Below are 17,114 nucleotides of genomic sequence, written 5' to 3'. Positions count from 1 at the left end.
TTCAGTGGTGGAACCCCGTGGCCGCCTCCTTGTCCCCGGTCGGCGCCTGCTGGCGGCGCAGGCCGGTCAGGGCCCGGGTGAGGTCGGCGAGGAACAGGTCGGCCAGGTCGTGGGAGAACCCGTTGCGGCACACCACCCGCAGCACGGAGAGATCCTGACGGTCCGGCGGGAAGGTGTACGCGGGCACCAGCCAGCCGTACTCGCGCAGCCGCCGGGAGACGTCGAACACGTCGTACGCGGTGACGTGGTCGGCGGTGGTGAAGGCGAACACCGGGAGCTGGTCGCCGCGGGTCAGCAGGCGGAAGTCGCCGAGCGCCTCGACCTTGTCCGCGAGGTAGGTCGCCACGTTCCGGGTGGAGCGCTGCACCGCGCGGTAGCCCTCGCGGCCCAGGCGCAGGAACGTGTAGTACTGGGCCGCGACCTGGGCGCCGGGGCGGGAGAAGTTCAGCGCGAAGGTGGGCATGTCGCCGCCCAGGTAGTTCACCCGGAACACCAGCTCCTCGGGGAGCGCCTCGGTGTCCCGCCACAGCGCCCAGCCGACACCCGGGTAGACCAGGCCGTACTTGTGGCCGGAGGTGTTGATCGAGGCCACGCGCGGGAGGCGGAAGTCCCAGACGAGGTCCTCGTCCAGGAAGGGGGCGACCATCGCGCCCGAGGCGCCGTCCACGTGGACGGGGATGTCGAGGCCGGTACGCGCCTCCAGGGCGTCCAGTTCGGCGCACAGCTCGGCGATGGGCTCGTAGGAGCCGTCGAAGGTGGAGCCGAGGATGCCGACGACCCCGATGGTGTTCTCGTCGCACAGCTCGGCCGCGGCGCGCGGATCGAGGTGGAAGCGGTCGCCCTCCATGGGGACGAGCCGGGGCTCGACCTCCCAGAAGTCGCAGAACTTGTCCCAGCAGACCTGGACGTTGACGCCCATCACCAGGTTCGGGCGGGCCCCCGGATACCGGTCGGCGTTCCGCTTGGACCAGCGGCGCTTGAGCGCCATCCCGGCGAGCATGCACGCCTCGCTGGAGCCGGTGGTGGAGCAGCCGACCACGGCCGAGGGGTCGGGGGCGTTCCACAGGTCGGCGAGGATCGCCACGCAGCGCCGCTCCAGCTCGGCGGTGCGCGGGTACTCGTCCTTGTCGATCATGTTCTTGTCCAGGCACTCCGCCATCAGCACCCCGGCCTGCGGCTCCATCCAGGTGGTGACGAAGGTGGCCAGGTTCAGCCGGGCGTTGCCGTCCAGCATGAGTTCGTCGTGCACCACCTGGTACGCCGTCGCCGGGGCCAGTGGCTGCTCCGGCATCCGGTGGGTGGGCGGGGCCTCGGTCATCCCGCTGACGGGGTCGGCGTCCCCGAAGAACGGATTGACGGATATGTGACGTTCTGTGTGCTTCCTGGAACCTCGGTGCAGCGCCATGGACCATGCCTCCATCAGGGAGAGTTCAGCGGAGCGGGGTACCGTCCGCGCGCAACTGCATCTGCGGCCGCCCGGTCACCAGCAGCCACGCGGGCAGCGAGGCGATGCACAGCAGGGCGAGCACGCCGGGCGAGGCGACCAGGGCGGCGGCCGTGAACAGGGAGACCCAGCCCTGCCGGGTGATCGCCAGCAGCATGCCCAGCACCCCGGTGGCCACCGCGACTGCGGGCTGCGCGGCCGGGACCAGCGCGTGCGCGCACAGGCCCAGCGCGGCCCCGATGAACACGGCCGGGAAGATCCGGCCGCCCCGGAATCCGCAGGAGGCCGCCACCACCAGCGCCGCCAGCTTCACCACCGCCATCACCGCGAACTGGCCCGCCGACCAGCCGTCGGGGTCCCGCGCCAGCTCCCCGACCTCGGTGAGCCCCTTGAACAGCGTCAGATGCCCGCCCGCGGCCGCCAGCGCGCCCAGCACCAGACCGCCCGCGGGCAGCATCAGCATCGGGTGCCGCAGCCGACGGAAGGCGGCGTGCACGTAGGGGAAGACGTAGACCGCGCACATGCCGAGCAGCGCGGAGGCCGAGGCGATCACCAGCCCCGCCACCACGTCGCCCCAGCTGGGATGGCCGAAGGGCGGCAGGCCCAGGTCGAAGGTGGGGCGGGCGACCAGCGTGGTGGTGATGGCACCGCACGCGGCGGCGGTCAGCGGGGCGAAGAGGTTGTCCCAGAGCCGTCCGCGCAGCGGGCGCCCGGCCAGCGCCTCGGAGATCACCAGCGCCGCCGCTACCGGCGTGCCGAACAGCGCCCCGATGGTGGCCGCCTCCGCCAGCACCGGCCACAGCGAGTCCGGCGCCCTGGGCACCAGCTTCTGCCCGAGCCACATGGCCAGGCCGACGTTGACCGCGATGATCGGGTTCTCCGGGCCGAGGCTCGGCCCGCCCGCCAGCATCAGCCCCACCGCGAGCACCAGCCCCGGCAGCACCACCGGCGGCAACACCGGCGCGTCCAGGCCGAGGGTGGCCGGGTCGGGCCCGGCGTGACCGGGGACCTTCCACACCACCAGGCCGACCGCGACACCGGTGGCGAAGAGCATCACGAACATCCACAGCACCGAGTACCGGCCCACCCCCAGCGCGTCCGGCAGCGGCCCCCACAGCACGTGCTGGAGCTTCTCGGCCGCCGTGCTCACCCCGACGAAGACGAGGCTGGCGGCGATCCCCACCGTCACGGAGGGCAGGATCAGCGGCAGCAGCGCACGTGCCGGGGCCGTGGGAGCGGTCGGAGGCGGCTGCCGCGCGGTGTCCTGGGCCACGCGATCACCATAAGCGGACACAACAGACACAACATCCTGAACGGAATCCGGCTTGCACCTCACGTGGCGTGAGGCGGCAGCGTGGTGTCCGGGCGGTCACGGCGACGACAGGGAGCGGGAAGTGGGCTGGTCCGTAGGGCAGGTCGCGGGTTTCGCCGGGATCACGGTGCGCACGCTGCACCACTGGGACGAGATCGGGCTGCTGGTGCCCGGCGAGCGCACCCACGCGGGTCACCGGCGCTACACCGACGCCGACCTCGACCGGCTCCAGCGGGTCCTCTTCTTCCGGGAACTGGGCCTTCCGCTGGACGAGGTGGCCGTCCTGCTGGACGACCCGACGGCGGACCCGCGCGCGCACCTGCGCCGACAGCACGAACTGCTGACCGCCCGGATCGAGAGGCTGCGGCAGATGGCCGAGGCCGTCGAACACGCCATGGAGGCACGCAGGATGGGCATCGACCTCACCCCCGAGGAACGCTTCGAGGTCTTCGGGGACAAGGACCCCGGGCAGTACGCCGAGGAGGCGGAGCAGCGCTGGGGCGGCACCGCGTCCTATGCCGAGTCGCAGCGCCGCGCCGCCCGCTACACCAAGGAGGACTGGAAGCGGCTCCAGGCCGAGGTGGACGACTGGACCGGCCGCTACACGGCCCTGATGGCCGCCGGTGAGGCGCCCACCGGCCAGGCCGCGTTGGACCTGGCCGAGGAGCACCGGCTGCACATCAGCCGCTGGTTCTACGACTGCCCGCCCGCCATGCACCGCTGTCTGGGTGACATGTACGTCGCCGACGAGCGCTTCAAGGCGTTCTACGACTCGACGCGCGACGGCCTCGCCGAGCATCTGCGCGAGGCCATCGCCGCCAACGCCGACCGGCACGAGGCGTAGACACGCACCGGTCCTGGCTCACTCCCGGGCCAGGACCACCGCCGTCCCGTAGGCGCACACCTCGGTGCCCAGGTCGGCCGCCTCGGTGACGTCGAAGCGGAAGGCCAGCACCGCGTTGGCGCCCCGGGCGCGGGCCTGCTCGACCAGGCGCTCCATGGCCTGGTTGCGGGTCTGGACCAGGGTCTTGGTCAGGCCCTTCAGCTCGCCGCCGATCATCGATTTCAGTCCGGCGCCGATCTGGCTGCCGAGGTGGCGCGAGCGCACGGTGAGGCCGAAGACCTCGCCGAGCACCCGCTCCACCCGGCGTCCGGGCACGTCGTTCGCGGTCACCACCAGTACGTCCGGCTCGGGCCCCTGGCCGCCGCCGTAGTCTTCGAGTCCCATGACGCACAGCTTTGCGCCGGTCGTCGCACAGTGCATTCTGGGACGGCCGGTGGAACCTGGGCCGACCACGAAGCGTTGATAGCTTTGGGCGGCCACGCACGCATCGCAGCCGCCGTCGCCGCCCTCTTCCCCCCTCAGGAGCCCGGACCCGTGATGACACTCGCCCTCGGCCCGAGCTGGCTCGACCCCAACTACCTGCTGCAGACATACAGCATCTGGGGTCTGCTGCTCATCGTCTTCGCCGAGTCCGGCCTGCTCATCGGCTTCTTCCTGCCGGGCGACTCGCTGCTGTTCACCGCCGGTCTGCTGATCACCTCCGGCACGCTGGACTTCCCGCTGTGGGGCGCCATCGCGCTGATCTGCGTCGCCGCGATCCTGGGCGACCAGGCGGGCTACATGTTCGGCAAGAAGGTCGGCCCGTCCCTGTTCAACCGGCCCGACTCGCGCCTGTTCAAGCAGGAGAACGTCGTCAAGGCGCACGAGTTCTTCGAGAAGTACGGCCCCAAGTCGCTGGTGCTGGCCCGCTTCGTGCCCATCGTGCGCACCTTCACGCCGATCATCGCGGGCGTCAGCGGGATGCGGTACCGCTCGTTCCTGACCTTCAACGTCATCGGCGGTGTGCTGTGGGGCGCCGGGGTGACGCTCCTCGGCTCCTGGCTCGGCAACATCGGCGTCGTCAAGGACAACATCGAGGCGATGCTCATCCTCATCGTCCTGATCTCGGTGGTCCCGATCGCCATCGAGTTCCTGCGGGCCCGCGGCAAGAACAAGCGCGCGCAGCGGGAGGCCCCCGAGCAGTCCGGGTACGAGCACCCGCAGGCCCCGGCCATGGACGACTCCACCACCCAGCTCCGCCGCATCGAGCCCGACCAGCCCCACGAGGACCCGTACGGCCGCCCGTACGAGCAGCAGGCCGCCCCGCACCAGCCCCAGCAGCAGCACTGGCAGCAGGGCTACGGCAACCAGGCCCAGGGCGGCCAGGGCTACCCCGGCCAGGGCCAGGGCGGCTACGGCCAGCAGCCCCAGCAGGACCCGTACTACGGGCAGCAGCCCCAGCAGCAGCCGCAGTACGACGGCTACGGCCACCCCCAGCAGCCGCAGCAGCACCAGCAGCCGCCCCACCCCCAGCAGCCCTACCCCTACGGGTACGACCAGGGCGGCCACCGCCCCCAGTAGGGCGGGACCCCTAGAGGCCCCTTAGAAGCCCCTGGTCCGCTTGGCCGCCCGGCGCTTGCCCGCGGAGCCGATCCGCAGGGTGAGCCGGGAGATCTCGGCACCCAGGTTCACCCCGATGGCGATGGCCATGGCCAGCGACACGGCCTTGGCCAGCGACACCAGCCCCTTGTCCACCTCGCTCTGCGCGATGGACAGCAGACCGAAGTACGTGGCCGAACCGGGCAGCAGCGGGCCGATCGCGGCCGTGGTGAAGGGCAGCGCGGACGCGAACTGGTACCGCGACAGCAACTGCCCGAACAGGCCCACCAGACCGGCCGCCACCGCCGTGGACGCCACCGGCGAGATGTTCGCGGTGTAGTGCAGCGCGCCGTACACCGACCAGGCGACACCGCCGTTGAGCGTCACCCACAGCACGGTGGAGCGCTCCTGCTGGAGCAGCACCGCGAAGGTCAGCGACAGCACCATGGACGCCAGGATCTGCAGCACCGGCCGGGACTGGATGTTCATCAGCGCGTCCGGGTTCAGCTGGCCGCCGATCTGCACCCCGAAGTACAGGATCGTCAGCACGCCGATGACGATGCCGACGAAGAAGTACATGACCTCCAGCAGCCGGGCCGCGGCGGTGATGTAGAAGCCCGTCAGACCGTCCTGCACGCCCGCCACCAGGGCTCTTCCCGGCAGCAGCGCGAACAGTCCACCGGTGATCACCGCGGACGCCTTCACGTCGACGTGCGCCAGCGAGAACGCCACCCCGATCGCGGCGGGCGGCATCGCCGCCACCGTGAACTGGTAGAACTCCGGCAGCCCGCGCCCCGCGCACAGCCACGCCAGCCGGTCGCCCAGCATCGCGCCCAGCGCCGCCGCGATGAACACGATCACGTCACCGCCGACCAGCACCGAGGCCGCACCCGCCAGCAGCCCGCTCGCCAGGGTCAGCGCCCAGCCGGGGTAGGGGTGCCGGTTACGGCGCATCTCCGCCAGTCGGCCGTACGCCTCCTCCAGGGAGACATGCGCCTCGGCGTCCGTGAGGTCGTCCACCAGCCGGAAGACGGCCGCCAGCCGGGTGTAGTCGGTGCCGCGCCTGCGGACCGTCCGGGACGCCGTCACCGGGTCCTCCACCAGGGAGGGCTGATGGGTGATCGACAGCAGCGTGAAGGTCACCGTCGGCTCGCAGCGGTCCAGCCCGTAGGACCGGCACACCGCGAACATCGCGGCCTCCACGTCCTCCGCGCCCTCACCGCCCGCGAGCAGCAACTCGCCGATACGCAGGGTCAGGTCGAGCACACGCGGGACCGCGGGGCCCTCGTCCTCGGAGCGCACCACCGGCTCCAGCGCCGGACGCTCGGCCACCGGCATGCGCAGCATCGTGCGCATCCGGTCCTGCCAGGGCGCGTCCGTGATCAGCGTGATCATCGGGACGCCCGTCGCGGGGGTGAACGCGGCCGGGGCGTCCTTGACGCTGTACGTGTGCGGCATGTTGAACGCCGAGCCCTCCGGCTCGGCCTCCGCCTGCGCCGCCCCCTCCAGCCCCCTGGGCAGCGAGAACTCGGACGTCGTCTCCGACTCGCCGCCCGTCCTGGCGACCGCGAGTCCCTCCGGAATGGCGAACTCGGACGTGATCTCCGGGTCGTACGAGGCCCGCGCCTCGTCCGACCGGGGCTTGCGGTCCTCCGCCTCCGACACCTCGCACCGCTCCCTGAATGGCACCTTCCGATTACGCCTCAGTATGCGCGTGAAACCACGAGCGGGCCGCACCACCCCCACCGGGGTGACACGGCCCGCTCGCCGAGGAAGGGCAGGTCAGTGACCGCCCTGCTCCTCCAGGCGCTTGTACGAGCGCTCGATCTCCGCCTCGGCCTCCTGGCGGCCCACCCAGTTGGCGCCCTCGACCGACTTGCCGGGCTCCAGGTCCTTGTAGACCTCGAAGAAGTGCTGGATCTCCAGGCGGTCGAACTCCGACACGTGGTGGATGTCGCGCAGGTGCTCCACCCGGGGGTCGGTGGCCGGGACGCACAGCAGCTTGTCGTCGCCGCCCGCCTCGTCCGTCATCCGGAACATGCCGATCGCGCGGCACTTGATCAGGCAGCCCGGGAAGGTCGGCTCGTCCAGGATGACGAGGGCGTCCAGCGGGTCGCCGTCCTCGCCGAGCGTGTTCTCGACGAATCCGTAGTCGGTCGGGTAGGCGGTCGAGGTGAAGAGGCGACGGTCCAGGCGGATCCGACCGGTCTCGTGGTCCACCTCGTACTTGTTCCGCGAACCCTTCGGGATCTCGATCGTGACGTCGAACTCCACCGGTGACTCCTCCATGATCAGCGCACAGTTCTGGTGGTTAAGTGTCCCTCACGCAGGAGTGTGGATGCGAAAGGGGCTGGTGGTCGTGCCGGAGCTGGGACCTTTGCGGTCCACGAGACCGCGTGTGAAGCGGCTCGCGGACGCCCTACGACCGAGTCTGGCGCACGCGGCGTCCGTCGTGAAACCGCGTCTCGCGCGGTTGACGTCCGCCCCGCTTCCCGGACCCGGCCGGTCCGGCCCCAGGCCCTCTCGGACCGGGTGGTTCACCGCCTCGGCGGCCACCGCCGGAGTGGCGCTGGCCGTCGGCGCCGTGGCCGTCGCCGGTCCCTTCGACGGCGCGGGTCAGCGTACGGCGGAGCGGGACCGCGCGGTCGCCCTCACGCTCGCACGTGGCACAGATCACGACGGCGGCGGCGTCCGGGCGGGCGGTCCCGACACCGTCCCCAGCGCTCCGCCCGTGCTGCGCGCGCTCGGCGCGGCCGCGGAGCCCGCCACGTCCGGCAAGGTCCCGCCGAGCGGCATCGCGGGCGTCCTGGGCCCCCTGCTGGCCGACCCCGCCCTCGGCGACGGCCAGGCCGCGGCCGTCGTGGACGTGGCCACCGGCACCCGCCTGTACGGCGCCCACCCGGGCCAGGCGTTCACCCCCGCCTCCACCACCAAGATCGCCACCGCCGTGGCCGCGCTGTCCGCGCTCGGCCCCGACCACCGCCTCACCACCCGCACCGCGCTCGACCCCGACACCGGCGAACTCGTCCTGGTCGGCGGCGGCGACCCCACCCTCACCGCCCACAAGGCGAGCGGCGGCTGGGCCAGCCTGCGCACCCTGGCCACCGGCACCGCCGCCGCGCTGAAGAAGCGCGGCGTCGAGAAGGTCACGCTGTCCTACGACACGACCCTGTACTCCGGCCCTTCCCGGCACCCGATCGGCGTCAACGACAACCTCGCCGAGGTCACCCCCCTCACCGCCGACGAGGGCCGCACCGACGGCTCCGGCAGCGGGCCGGTGACCCGCGTGGCCGACCCGGCCGCCGAGGCCGCCCGCACCTTCGCGGGCCTGCTGAAGGAGGCGGGCGTCACCGCCACCCCGCCCGGCCCCTCCAAGGCCACCTCCCGCGCGACGACCCTCGCCACCGTCTCCTCGCCCCCGCTGTCCGACGTGGTCGAGCGGATGCTCACCAACAGCGACAACGACATCGCCGAGGCACTGGCCCGGCAGACCGCCCTCGCCTCCGGGCAGCCCGGCAGCTTCGCGGGCGGCGCCAAGGCCGTCGCCGCCCGGCTGACCAAGCTCGGGCTGCCGATGCGCGGCGCCTCCTTCCACGACGGCAGCGGCTTGGACCGGAACGACCGGCTCACCGCCGACCTCCTGACCTCCCTGCTCGCCACCGCCGCCGACCCCGCCCGGCCCGGCCTGCGCCCGGTCCTCACCGGCCTGCCCGTCGGCGGGTTCACCGGCACCCTCGCCGAGCGCTACGCCGACGGCGGCGCCGCCGGGGTCGTCCGCGCCAAGACCGGCACCCTGACCGGCGTCAACTCCCTGGCCGGGACGGTCGTCACCAAGGACGGCCGCCTGCTCTCCTTCGCCATCCTCACCTCCGGCACCACCGACCCCCAGTCGGCCCAGTCGGCCCTGGACCGCACGGCCACGACCCTGGCCGGCTGCGGCTGCGGCTAGCCTCCGGCGGTTCGACGGGACCCGGCCGGGCGGCACCCCGACCCGCGCCCGGGTGCTGCCGACGGAGTGGGGGTCCGCGCGGGAACTGCCAGGGGCGGCGGGCCGTGGAGCCCGGCGGACACCAGGCGCCCCGGCGCCCGGGCCGCGGCGCCGCCGGTGCCTGTCGGCCTGCCGGGCCGGGGCGGTCGGGCACGCCGCGCGGTGCGGGCGCGGGTTCGTCCCGCGGACACCGGCGTCCGTGTCCGCCGGAAGCCCGCCGCCGCAGGCGTCTCCTCCGGCCCGCCCGACGGACTCCCCGGAGGGCGGGGGCTCACGTACCGTTGACGCATGACGAGCTTCGGTGGCACCGCTTCTCAGGGGATGGTCGACTGGAACCTCGCGGTGGCGACCGCGACGCGGCTCGTGCGGCCGGGGCCGGAGATCAGCAGGGACGAGGCCAGGGCGGTCGTCGCGGAACTGCGCCGACACGCCAAGGTCTCCGAGGAACACGTCCGGAGCTTCACCCGCATGGGCACCGGGGACGTCCACGACACCCCGGTACTGGTCGTCGACCGGCCCGGCTGGGTGCGGGCCAACGTCGCGGGCTTCCGCGAACTGCTCAAGCCCCTGCTCGACAAGATGCAGGAGCGGCGCGGCCCCGGAGCGGGCAACGCCGTCCTCGGCGCCGTCGGCGGCAAGGTGACCGGCGTCGAACTCGGCATGCTGCTGTCGTTCCTGTCCTCCCGCGTCCTCGGCCAGTACGAGACCTTCGCCCCGGCCGCCCCCGACCTCCCGTCAGGGACCACCCCCGGCGGCGGCAGGCTGCTGCTCGTCGCGCCGAACATCGTCCACGTCGAGCGCGAACTCGACGTCGACCCCCACGACTTCCGACTCTGGGTGTGCCTGCACGAGGAGACCCACCGCACCCAGTTCACCGCCGTGCCCTGGCTCCGCGACCACCTGGAGGGCGAGATCCAGGCGTTCCTCGCGGAGACCGACGTCGACCCGATGACGTTCCTCGAACGCATCCGCGACGCCGCCCAGTCGCTCGCTGGGGGCCGCCCCGAGGGGGAGCAGGAGGACGGCGGACGCTCGCTGGTGGAGCTGGTGCAGACCCCGGCCCAGCGGGAGATCCTCGGCCGCCTCACCGCCGTCATGTCCCTGCTGGAGGGCCACGCCGACTTCGTCATGGACGGCGTCGGCCCCGAGGTCGTGCCGAGCGTCGCCGAGATCCGCGAGAAGTTCCAGCAGCGCCGCGCCAAGGGCGCCTCCCGCCTCGACCTCGCGCTGCGCAAGCTCCTCGGGCTCGACGCCAAGCTGCGCCAGTACCGCGACGGCGAGCGCTTCGTCCGCGCGGTCGTCGGCGAGGTCGGCATGGACGGCTTCAACCGGGTGTGGACCTCGCCCAACACGCTGCCCACCAAGGCCGAGATCTCCGACCCGGCCGGCTGGGTCGCGCGCGTGCACCGCACGACGGAGCCCTGACCCGAGCCCTGACCGAGCGGGACACCGTGTCACACATCCGGCGCACGGCAGACGAACGCCCCCTCAATCACCCGTCCGAGGGACCGTCAGCCATGCGTAGGCGTGCAATGCTCGGGGAAGGGCCCGCTTCTGTCACCATCGACGCACTCTGAGTGACCGGACTTCGGGCTCGTCCCCCGAAACTTCATGAAGGGAACCGGACATGGGTCCCCATCCCGCGGTCGCGGCGATACGCCTGGCGGTCCGCCGCGTCCTCCACGACATCGCCACCGGCCAGGCCGCCGAGCACGGCACCACCGGCCACGGCTCCGTGGCCGTCGCCCGCCGCACCACCGGCCCGGGCGGCCCGGGCACCGCGCAGCGCCACCGGGGCCCCGCCCCCGCCACCGCCCCGCTCGTGCTCGTCGCCTGCTCCGGCGGCGCCGACTCCATGGCGCTCGCCTCCGCCCTCGCCTTCGAGGCCCCCCGCCTCGGCCTGCGCGCGGGCGGCGTCACCGTCGACCACGGCCTCCAGCCCGGCTCCGCCCTGCGCGCCGACGAGGTCGCCTTGAGGATGCGCGAACTCGGCCTCGCCCCCGTCGAGTCCGTCGCCGTCACCGTGGGCCGCGACGGCGGCCCCGAGGCGGCCGCCCGCGACGCCCGGTACGCCGCCCTGGACGCCGCCGCCGAACGCCACGGCGCCGCCGCCGTCCTGCTCGGCCACACCCGCGACGACCAGGCCGAGACCGTCCTGCTCGGCCTCGCCCGCGGCTCCGGCATCCGCTCCCTGTCCGGCATGGCCGCGGTCTCGGGGGCCGACGGCCGCTACCGGCGCCCGTTCCTCCAGCTGGACCGGCAGACCGCCCGCAAGGCATGCCTGGTCCAGTCCCTGCCCGTCTGGGACGACCCGCACAACACCGACCCCGCCTACACCCGGTCCCGGCTGCGCCACGAGGGCCTGCCCGCGCTGGAGAAGGCGCTCGGCAAGGGCGTCGTGGAGGCGCTCGCCCGCACCGCCCAGCTCTCCCGCGACGACGCCGACGCCCTGGACGCCTGGGCGGGCCAGGCCGAGTCCTCCGTACGCGACGCGGAGGGCGAGCTGGAGTGCGCCAAGCTCTACGCGCTGCCCCCCGCCGTCCGCCGCCGCGTGCTGCGCCGGGCCGCCATCGAGGCCGGTGCCCCAGCCGGTTCGCTCTTCGCCCGGCACATCGAGGAGATGGACCGCCTGATCACCGCCTGGCGCGGCCAGGGAGCCATCAATCTGCCGGGCAAGGTCGGCGCCCGGCGGCAGGGTGGCAGACTGGTGATTCGGCAAGGCTGAAATCCCGACCCCCGGAGCCCGACTCCGAAGGGCCGGGCCTGCCGGTGGCCGCCGGCGCGGCCATAAGTGCGGGACGACCGAAAGTGATGCGGGTGGACGCGAAAGACATGGGTGCCGACCTCCAGCGGGTGCTCATCACCAAGGAAGAGATCGACGCGAAGCTGGCCGAGCTGGCCGCGAAGATCGACGCGGAGTACGCGGGCAAGGACCTGCTGATCGTCGGTGTCCTCAAGGGCGCCGTCATGGTGATGGCGGACCTGGCGCGCGCGCTGTCCACCCCCGTCACGATGGACTGGATGGCCGTGTCCTCCTACGGCGCGGGCACCCAGTCCTCCGGTGTCGTCCGCATCCTCAAGGACCTCGACACCGACATCAAGGGCCGGCACGTCCTGATCGTCGAGGACATCATCGACTCCGGGCTGACCCTGTCCTGGCTGATCAACAACCTCGGCTCGCGTGAACCCGCCTCCCTGAAGGTGTGCACGCTGCTGCGCAAGCCGGACGCCGCCAAGGTCTCCATCGACGTGGAGTGGGTCGGCTTCGACATCCCGAACGAGTTCGTCGTCGGCTACGGCCTCGACTACGCCGAGAAGTACCGCAACCTCCCGTTCGTCGGTACGCTCGCGCCCCACGTCTACGGCGGCTGACCCGAGCGGGCCATACCGCCGGGGAAGATCGGGAACCCCGGCGGGCTCCGCGACGTTGGAGCATTGGAAGACGGGCCGTGGTCCGTCCGGACCGCCGAGTGCGGCTGCGGACGTCGAGGCTGGGGTACCGTCAGAAGAACTGTCTTATCAAACTCACTGTGGCAGGAGGGACGGGGCGTCACCGCTCCGTATGGATGGACGTGAAGCGATACTTCCGTGGGCCGGTCATGTGGATCGTGCTGGCCGTCCTTGCCGTGGTCGTGTTGATGCAGGTCGTCGGCAATTCCGGCGGCTACAAGACGGTGGACACCGGCCAGGTCGTGGCGGCGATCAACGACAACAAGATCAAGTCGGCCAAGCTCACCACCGGTGACGAGCAGACCATCAAGGTCACGCTCAAGGACGGCGTCAAGGTCAAGGACAGCTCGAAGATCCAGGCGAGCTACATCGGCGACCAGGGTGTGGCACTCGCCCAGACCCTGCAGACCAAGTTCCAGGACAAGCAGATCACCGAGGGATACACCGTCTCTCCGGCGAAGCAGAGCCCGTTCGTCGGCGTGCTGCTCTCGCTGCTGCCCTTCGTCCTGATCGTGGTCGTGTTCCTGTTCCTGATGAATCAGATGCAGGGCGGTGGTTCGCGGGTCATGAACTTCGGCAAGTCCAAGGCGAAGCTCATCACCAAGGACACGCCGAAGACCACCTTCTCCGACGTCGCGGGCTGCGAAGAGGCCGTCGAGGAGCTCCACGAGATCAAGGAGTTCCTCCAGGAGCCGGCCAAGTTCCAGGCCGTCGGCGCCAAGATCCCCAAGGGTGTGCTGCTGTACGGCCGCCCGGGTACCGGCAAGACCCTGCTGGCGCGCGCCGTCGCGGGCGAGGCCGGGGTGCCCTTCTACTCGATCTCCGGTTCCGACTTCGTCGAGATGTTCGTCGGTGTCGGTGCCTCCCGGGTCCGTGACCTGTTCGAGCAGGCCAAGGCGAACGCCCCGGCGATCGTCTTCGTCGACGAGATCGACGCGGTCGGCCGGCACCGTGGTGCCGGGCTCGGCGGCGGTCACGACGAGCGCGAGCAGACGCTGAACCAGCTGCTGGTCGAGATGGACGGCTTCGACGTGAAGGGCGGCGTCATCCTGATCGCCGCCACGAACCGGCCCGACATCCTCGACCCGGCCCTGCTGCGTCCCGGTCGTTTCGACCGGCAGATCGCGGTCGACCCGCCGGACCTCCAGGGCCGCCTGGAGATCCTCAAGGTCCACCAGAAGGGCAAGCCGGTCGCGCCCGACGTCGACCTGGCCGCCGTCGCCCGCCGGACCCCCGGCATGACCGGCGCCGACCTGGCCAACGTGCTCAACGAGGCCGCGCTGCTCACCGCCCGCGGTGACCAGAAGCTGATCGACAACAAGGCGCTGGACGAGGCGATCGACCGTGTGGTCGCGGGCCCGCAGAAGCGGACCCGGATCATGTCGGACAAGGAGAAGAAGATCACCGCGTACCACGAGGGCGGACACGCCCTGGTCGCGGCGGCCTCGCCGAACTCCGACCCCGTCCACAAGATCACCATCCTGTCGCGGGGCCGCGCCCTGGGCTACACGATGGTGCTCCCGGACGAGGACAAGTACTCGACCACGCGCAACGAGATGCTCGACCAGCTCGCCTACATGCTGGGCGGACGCGCCGCCGAGGAACTGGTCTTCCACGACCCGACCACCGGCGCCGCCAACGACATCGAGAAGGCCACCAGCGTGGCCCGCGCGATGGTCACCCAGTACGGCATGACCGAGCGGCTCGGCGCCATCAAGTTCGGCGGCGACAACAGCGAGCCCTTCCTCGGCCGTGAGATGGGCCACCAGCGCGACTACTCGGAAGAGGTCGCCGGGCTGGTCGACGAAGAGGTCAAGAAGCTCATCGAGACCGCGCACAACGAGGCGTGGGAGATCCTGGTCGAGAACCGTGACGTGCTCGACAACCTGGTCCTGGCCCTCCTGGAGAAGGAGACCCTGGGCAAGGAGGAGATCGCCGAGATCTTCTCGTCGATCCACAAGCGCCCGCCGCGTCCGGCCTGGACCGGCTCCTCGCGCCGTACGCCGTCCACCCGCCCGCCGGTGCTCTCCCCCAAGGAGCTGGCACTGACCAACGGGGCCAACGGCGTGACGCCCGCGATCAGCACGGTCAAGTCCACGACGACCGAGCACGGCCCGGTCCCGGAGCAGACCCCCGAGGACCGTCCCGAGAGCTGACGCTCCCGCGGCCACCTGGCCGGAATGCATGCCGCGCCCCCCGGGTTCTAGCCTGGGGGGCGCGGCATTTCACCATGTCCGCGCGCTGGACGCACAGGAACGAGGCACCACATGACCGACCCCGTGACGCTGGCCGGAGACGGCACCATCGGCGAGTTCGACGAGAAACGCGCCGAGAACGCCGTCCGAGAGCTCCTCATAGCCGTCGGCGAGGACCCCGACCGCGAGGGCCTCCTGGAAACCCCGGCACGGGTGGCACGGGCCTACCGGGAGATCTTCGCGGGGCTCCGGCAGCGGGCGGAGGACGTGCTGACGACGACGTTCGACCTCGGTCACGACGAGATGGTCCTGGTGAAGGACATCGAGGTATATAGCACCTGCGAACATCATCTGGTCCCGTTCCGGGGCGTGGCGCACGTGGGTTACATCCCCTCGGTCACGGGGAAGATCACCGGACTGTCGAAGCTCGCCCGGCTGGTGGACGTGTACGCGCGCCGCCCGCAGGTGCAGGAGCGGCTGACCACGCAGATCGCGGACTCGCTGATGGAGATACTCGAGCCGCGCGGCGTGATCGTCGTCATCGAGTGCGAGCACATGTGCATGTCCATGCGCGGCATCCGCAAGCCGGGCGCGAAGACGATCACCTCGGCGGTGCGCGGTCAGCTGCGGGACGCGACGACCCGCAACGAGGCGATGAGCCTCATCATGGCGCGCTGACCGCACCCCCCAGGGGCCCGGCGGCCCTTAGGCCGCCGGTTCCGTGCCGGTGGGTGGGGTGTCGTCGTCCTCGGGGAGGCGGCAGACGCGTTCGAGGAGGATGGCGGCCGCTATGACGGCGAAGCCGGCCAGGACCGCGAAACCGGCGTAGATGGCCTGGTCGCGGCGGGCGGGGATGTCGAGGAGCTCCAGCAGGAGGACGCCCGTGCCGCCGTAGACGCCGCTGACCAGGGCGGCGACCAGGGCGCTGGCGTGGCCGAAGACGACCGCGCGGGCGGCCATCATCGGGTCGACGCCCTTGGCGTCGGAGCGGCGCTCGCGCTGGGCCTTGAAGCGGCCGCGCAGCGAGAGCGCGGTGGCGAACAGGACCACGGCGATCAGGGCGAGCACGATGGGCGCGGCCACCGGTACGCCGGGCAGGGTCCCGAACGAGTTCCACAGGCGGGCGCCCGCCCAGGACAGGACTGCGGCGACGACGAACACGCCCGCCAGCACCCTGATGCGCAGCTGTTTCACGGTGTCCCTTCAGCTCCCCCGGACCCGTGCGGGCCGTGGTCGTGTCGACCTTAACGACTACTCGGGCAGTCGGAGTTCCAGATCCGCGCGGGGCGCGACCCCCTCGCGGGTGACGGCCGACAGCAGCTGGGCCACCGCGCCCTGGCCGGGCAGCTCGGCGGCGGGGTCCACGTCGTGCCAGGGGGCGAGGACGAAGGCCCGCTGGTGGGCGCGCGGGTGGGGGAGGGTGAGCCGGGGGTCCTCGGAGGTGACGTCGGCGTAGGAGACGATGTCGACGTCCAGGGTGCGCGGGCCCCACTGCTCGTCGCGGACCCGGTGGAACGCCTCCTCTACGGCGTGCGCCCGCTCCAGCAGGGAGGACGGGGGCAGGGTGGTCTTCAGGACCACGACCGCGTTGAGGTAGGAGGGCTGGCTGCCGGGGTCGACGCCCCACGGCGCGGTCTCGTACACCGGGGAGACGGCCTTGACGCGGACGCCCGGTGTGTCCTCCAGCGCGTCCACGGCGCCCTGGAGGGTCTCCAGGCGGTTGCCGAGGTTGGAGCCGAGGGAGAGCACGGCCCGCTGGGGGTTGTGCAGGGTGGAGTCGGCGTCGTCGACCTGCTGGACGACGGACGCGGGTACCGGCTGGACGGTCGGGTCGCTGTGACCCTTGGTGAAGGGGCGGGTCATGCTCGGCTCCGGAGGATCGTGACGGTCACGTCGTCGAAGGGGACGGTGATCGGGGCGTCCGGCTTGTGGACGCACACCTCGATCTCCTGGACCCCCTCGTGCTTCAGGCAGGTCTGGGCGATCCGCTCGGCGAGGGTCTCGATGAGGTTGACCGGCTCGCCCTCGACCACGGCCACCGCCTCCTCGGCCACGATGCCGTAGTGCACGGTCTTCGTGAGGTCGTCGTCCGCGGCGGCGGGGCGGGTGTCCAGGCCCAGGACGAGATCCACGATGAAGGTCTGGCCCTCCTCGCGTTCCTTGGGGAACACCCCGTGGTGCCCGCGGGCCTTCAGGCCCCGCAGCGCGACACGATCCACGCGAATCACTCCTGCAATCGTCGGGAACGGCCGGTCGCTGCCGCACTCGGGCGGCCCACCGGCCCTGGACGAATCTACCTGCGC

The 17,114-nt window shown here is 71.9% G+C and carries 16 protein-coding genes; 8 read left to right on the top strand and 8 right to left on the bottom strand.

The window, feature by feature from the left end; genetic code table 11:
* Position 1: 1 nt before the first annotated feature.
* Positions 2 to 1,405 carry a glutamate decarboxylase gene (locus tag ACI2LY_RS23115; protein WP_404708830.1) on the bottom strand — a complete coding sequence of 468 codons (1,404 nt, stop codon included), beginning with the start codon at positions 1,403 to 1,405 and terminating at the stop codon, positions 2 to 4.
* A gap of 25 nt (positions 1,406 to 1,430) precedes the next feature.
* Positions 1,431 to 2,717, bottom strand: coding sequence for an ion channel protein (locus ACI2LY_RS23110; RefSeq protein ID WP_404708829.1), 1,287 nt, complete (start codon positions 2,715 to 2,717; stop codon positions 1,431 to 1,433).
* A gap of 121 nt (positions 2,718 to 2,838) precedes the next feature.
* On the opposite strand from ACI2LY_RS23110, the gene ACI2LY_RS23105 reads away from it, so the two are divergent.
* Positions 2,839 to 3,600 (top strand): MerR family transcriptional regulator, encoded by a 762-nt coding sequence (locus ACI2LY_RS23105; RefSeq protein WP_404708828.1) that lies wholly within the window; start codon positions 2,839 to 2,841, stop codon positions 3,598 to 3,600.
* An 18-nt stretch (positions 3,601 to 3,618) separates the two neighbouring features.
* Here ACI2LY_RS23105 and ACI2LY_RS23100 read toward each other — a convergent pair whose 3' ends face one another.
* Complete coding sequence (locus ACI2LY_RS23100) at positions 3,619 to 3,984, bottom strand: YbjQ family protein (RefSeq protein WP_355190106.1); 366 nt, start codon at positions 3,982 to 3,984, stop codon at positions 3,619 to 3,621.
* A 150-nt stretch (positions 3,985 to 4,134) separates the two neighbouring features.
* On the opposite strand from ACI2LY_RS23100, the gene ACI2LY_RS23095 reads away from it, so the two are divergent.
* A complete protein-coding gene (locus ACI2LY_RS23095; protein WP_404708827.1) occupies positions 4,135 to 5,160 on the top strand; it encodes a DedA family protein in 1,026 nt (341 codons plus the stop codon).
* A gap of 21 nt (positions 5,161 to 5,181) precedes the next feature.
* Here ACI2LY_RS23095 and ACI2LY_RS23090 read toward each other — a convergent pair whose 3' ends face one another.
* Positions 5,182 to 6,843: a threonine/serine exporter ThrE family protein gene (locus ACI2LY_RS23090; RefSeq protein WP_404708826.1), complete on the bottom strand. Its 1,662-nt coding sequence runs from the start codon at positions 6,841 to 6,843 to the stop codon at positions 5,182 to 5,184.
* A 117-nt stretch (positions 6,844 to 6,960) separates the two neighbouring features.
* A complete protein-coding gene (locus ACI2LY_RS23085) occupies positions 6,961 to 7,452 on the bottom strand; it encodes an inorganic diphosphatase (RefSeq protein WP_031182757.1) in 492 nt (163 codons plus the stop codon).
* Between the two features lie 64 nt (positions 7,453 to 7,516).
* On the opposite strand from ACI2LY_RS23085, the gene dacB reads away from it, so the two are divergent.
* From dacB to folE, 6 genes are all read left to right on the top strand, one after another.
* Entirely contained in the window at positions 7,517 to 9,127 is a 1,611-nt protein-coding gene (gene dacB, locus ACI2LY_RS23080; RefSeq protein ID WP_404708825.1) for a D-alanyl-D-alanine carboxypeptidase/D-alanyl-D-alanine-endopeptidase, read from the top strand.
* A 327-nt stretch (positions 9,128 to 9,454) separates the two neighbouring features.
* Positions 9,455 to 10,591 carry a zinc-dependent metalloprotease gene (locus tag ACI2LY_RS23075; protein WP_404708824.1) on the top strand — a complete coding sequence of 379 codons (1,137 nt, stop codon included), beginning with the start codon at positions 9,455 to 9,457 and terminating at the stop codon, positions 10,589 to 10,591.
* A 202-nt stretch (positions 10,592 to 10,793) separates the two neighbouring features.
* Positions 10,794 to 11,891 carry a tRNA lysidine(34) synthetase TilS gene (tilS, locus tag ACI2LY_RS23070; RefSeq protein WP_389004336.1) on the top strand — a complete coding sequence of 366 codons (1,098 nt, stop codon included), beginning with the start codon at positions 10,794 to 10,796 and terminating at the stop codon, positions 11,889 to 11,891.
* 86 nt (positions 11,892 to 11,977) lie between these two features.
* On the top strand, positions 11,978 to 12,538 hold the full coding sequence (hpt, locus tag ACI2LY_RS23065) for a hypoxanthine phosphoribosyltransferase (protein ID WP_030811294.1): 561 nt from the start codon (positions 11,978 to 11,980) through the stop codon (positions 12,536 to 12,538).
* Positions 12,539 to 12,732: 194 nt separating this feature from the next.
* Positions 12,733 to 14,772, top strand: a complete 2,040-nt coding sequence (gene ftsH, locus ACI2LY_RS23060; RefSeq protein WP_404708823.1) for an ATP-dependent zinc metalloprotease FtsH — start codon at positions 12,733 to 12,735, stop codon at positions 14,770 to 14,772.
* Between the two features lie 111 nt (positions 14,773 to 14,883).
* Complete coding sequence (folE, locus tag ACI2LY_RS23055) at positions 14,884 to 15,489, top strand: GTP cyclohydrolase I FolE (RefSeq protein WP_389004340.1); 606 nt, start codon at positions 14,884 to 14,886, stop codon at positions 15,487 to 15,489.
* Positions 15,490 to 15,516: 27 nt separating this feature from the next.
* On the opposite strand, the gene ACI2LY_RS23050 is transcribed toward folE, so the two are convergent.
* Genes ACI2LY_RS23050 through folB form a run of 3 tightly spaced genes read right to left on the bottom strand, consistent with a single transcriptional unit; the run spans position 15,517 to position 17,030 of the window.
* Positions 15,517 to 16,005: a DUF3180 domain-containing protein gene (locus ACI2LY_RS23050; RefSeq protein WP_389004342.1), complete on the bottom strand. Its 489-nt coding sequence runs from the start codon at positions 16,003 to 16,005 to the stop codon at positions 15,517 to 15,519.
* A 57-nt stretch (positions 16,006 to 16,062) separates the two neighbouring features.
* Entirely contained in the window at positions 16,063 to 16,674 is a 612-nt protein-coding gene (gene folK, locus ACI2LY_RS23045) for a 2-amino-4-hydroxy-6-hydroxymethyldihydropteridine diphosphokinase (RefSeq protein WP_393593845.1), read from the bottom strand.
* Complete coding sequence (gene folB, locus ACI2LY_RS23040) at positions 16,671 to 17,030, bottom strand: dihydroneopterin aldolase (RefSeq protein WP_030811277.1); 360 nt, start codon at positions 17,028 to 17,030, stop codon at positions 16,671 to 16,673. The genes folK and folB overlap by 4 nt, the downstream gene beginning before the upstream one ends.
* Positions 17,031 to 17,114: the final 84 nt, after the last annotated feature.

This window comes from Streptomyces sp. NPDC002176 (assembly GCF_044903645.1).
Lineage (GTDB): Bacteria > Actinomycetota > Actinomycetes > Streptomycetales > Streptomycetaceae > Streptomyces.
This window is presented reverse-complemented; position numbering and strand designations above follow the sequence as displayed.

Bases quoted from the DNA above. Each gene is read 5' to 3' on its own strand.
- dacB (WP_404708825.1), top strand. From the start codon at position 7,517: ATGCGAAAGGGGCTGGTGGTCGTGCCGGAGCTGGGACCTTTGCGGTCC.
- ftsH (WP_404708823.1), top strand. From the start codon at position 12,733: ATGGACGTGAAGCGATACTTCCGTGGGCCGGTCATGTGGATCGTGCTG.
- hpt (WP_030811294.1), top strand. From the start codon at position 11,978: ATGCGGGTGGACGCGAAAGACATGGGTGCCGACCTCCAGCGGGTGCTC.
- ACI2LY_RS23075 (WP_404708824.1), top strand. From the start codon at position 9,455: ATGACGAGCTTCGGTGGCACCGCTTCTCAGGGGATGGTCGACTGGAAC.
- folE (WP_389004340.1), top strand. From the start codon at position 14,884: ATGACCGACCCCGTGACGCTGGCCGGAGACGGCACCATCGGCGAGTTC.
- tilS (WP_389004336.1), top strand. From the start codon at position 10,794: ATGGGTCCCCATCCCGCGGTCGCGGCGATACGCCTGGCGGTCCGCCGC.
- ACI2LY_RS23115 (WP_404708830.1), bottom strand. From the start codon at position 1,405: ATGGCGCTGCACCGAGGTTCCAGGAAGCACACAGAACGTCACATATCC.
- ACI2LY_RS23100 (WP_355190106.1), bottom strand. From the start codon at position 3,984: ATGGGACTCGAAGACTACGGCGGCGGCCAGGGGCCCGAGCCGGACGTA.
- folK (WP_393593845.1), bottom strand. From the start codon at position 16,674: ATGACCCGCCCCTTCACCAAGGGTCACAGCGACCCGACCGTCCAGCCG.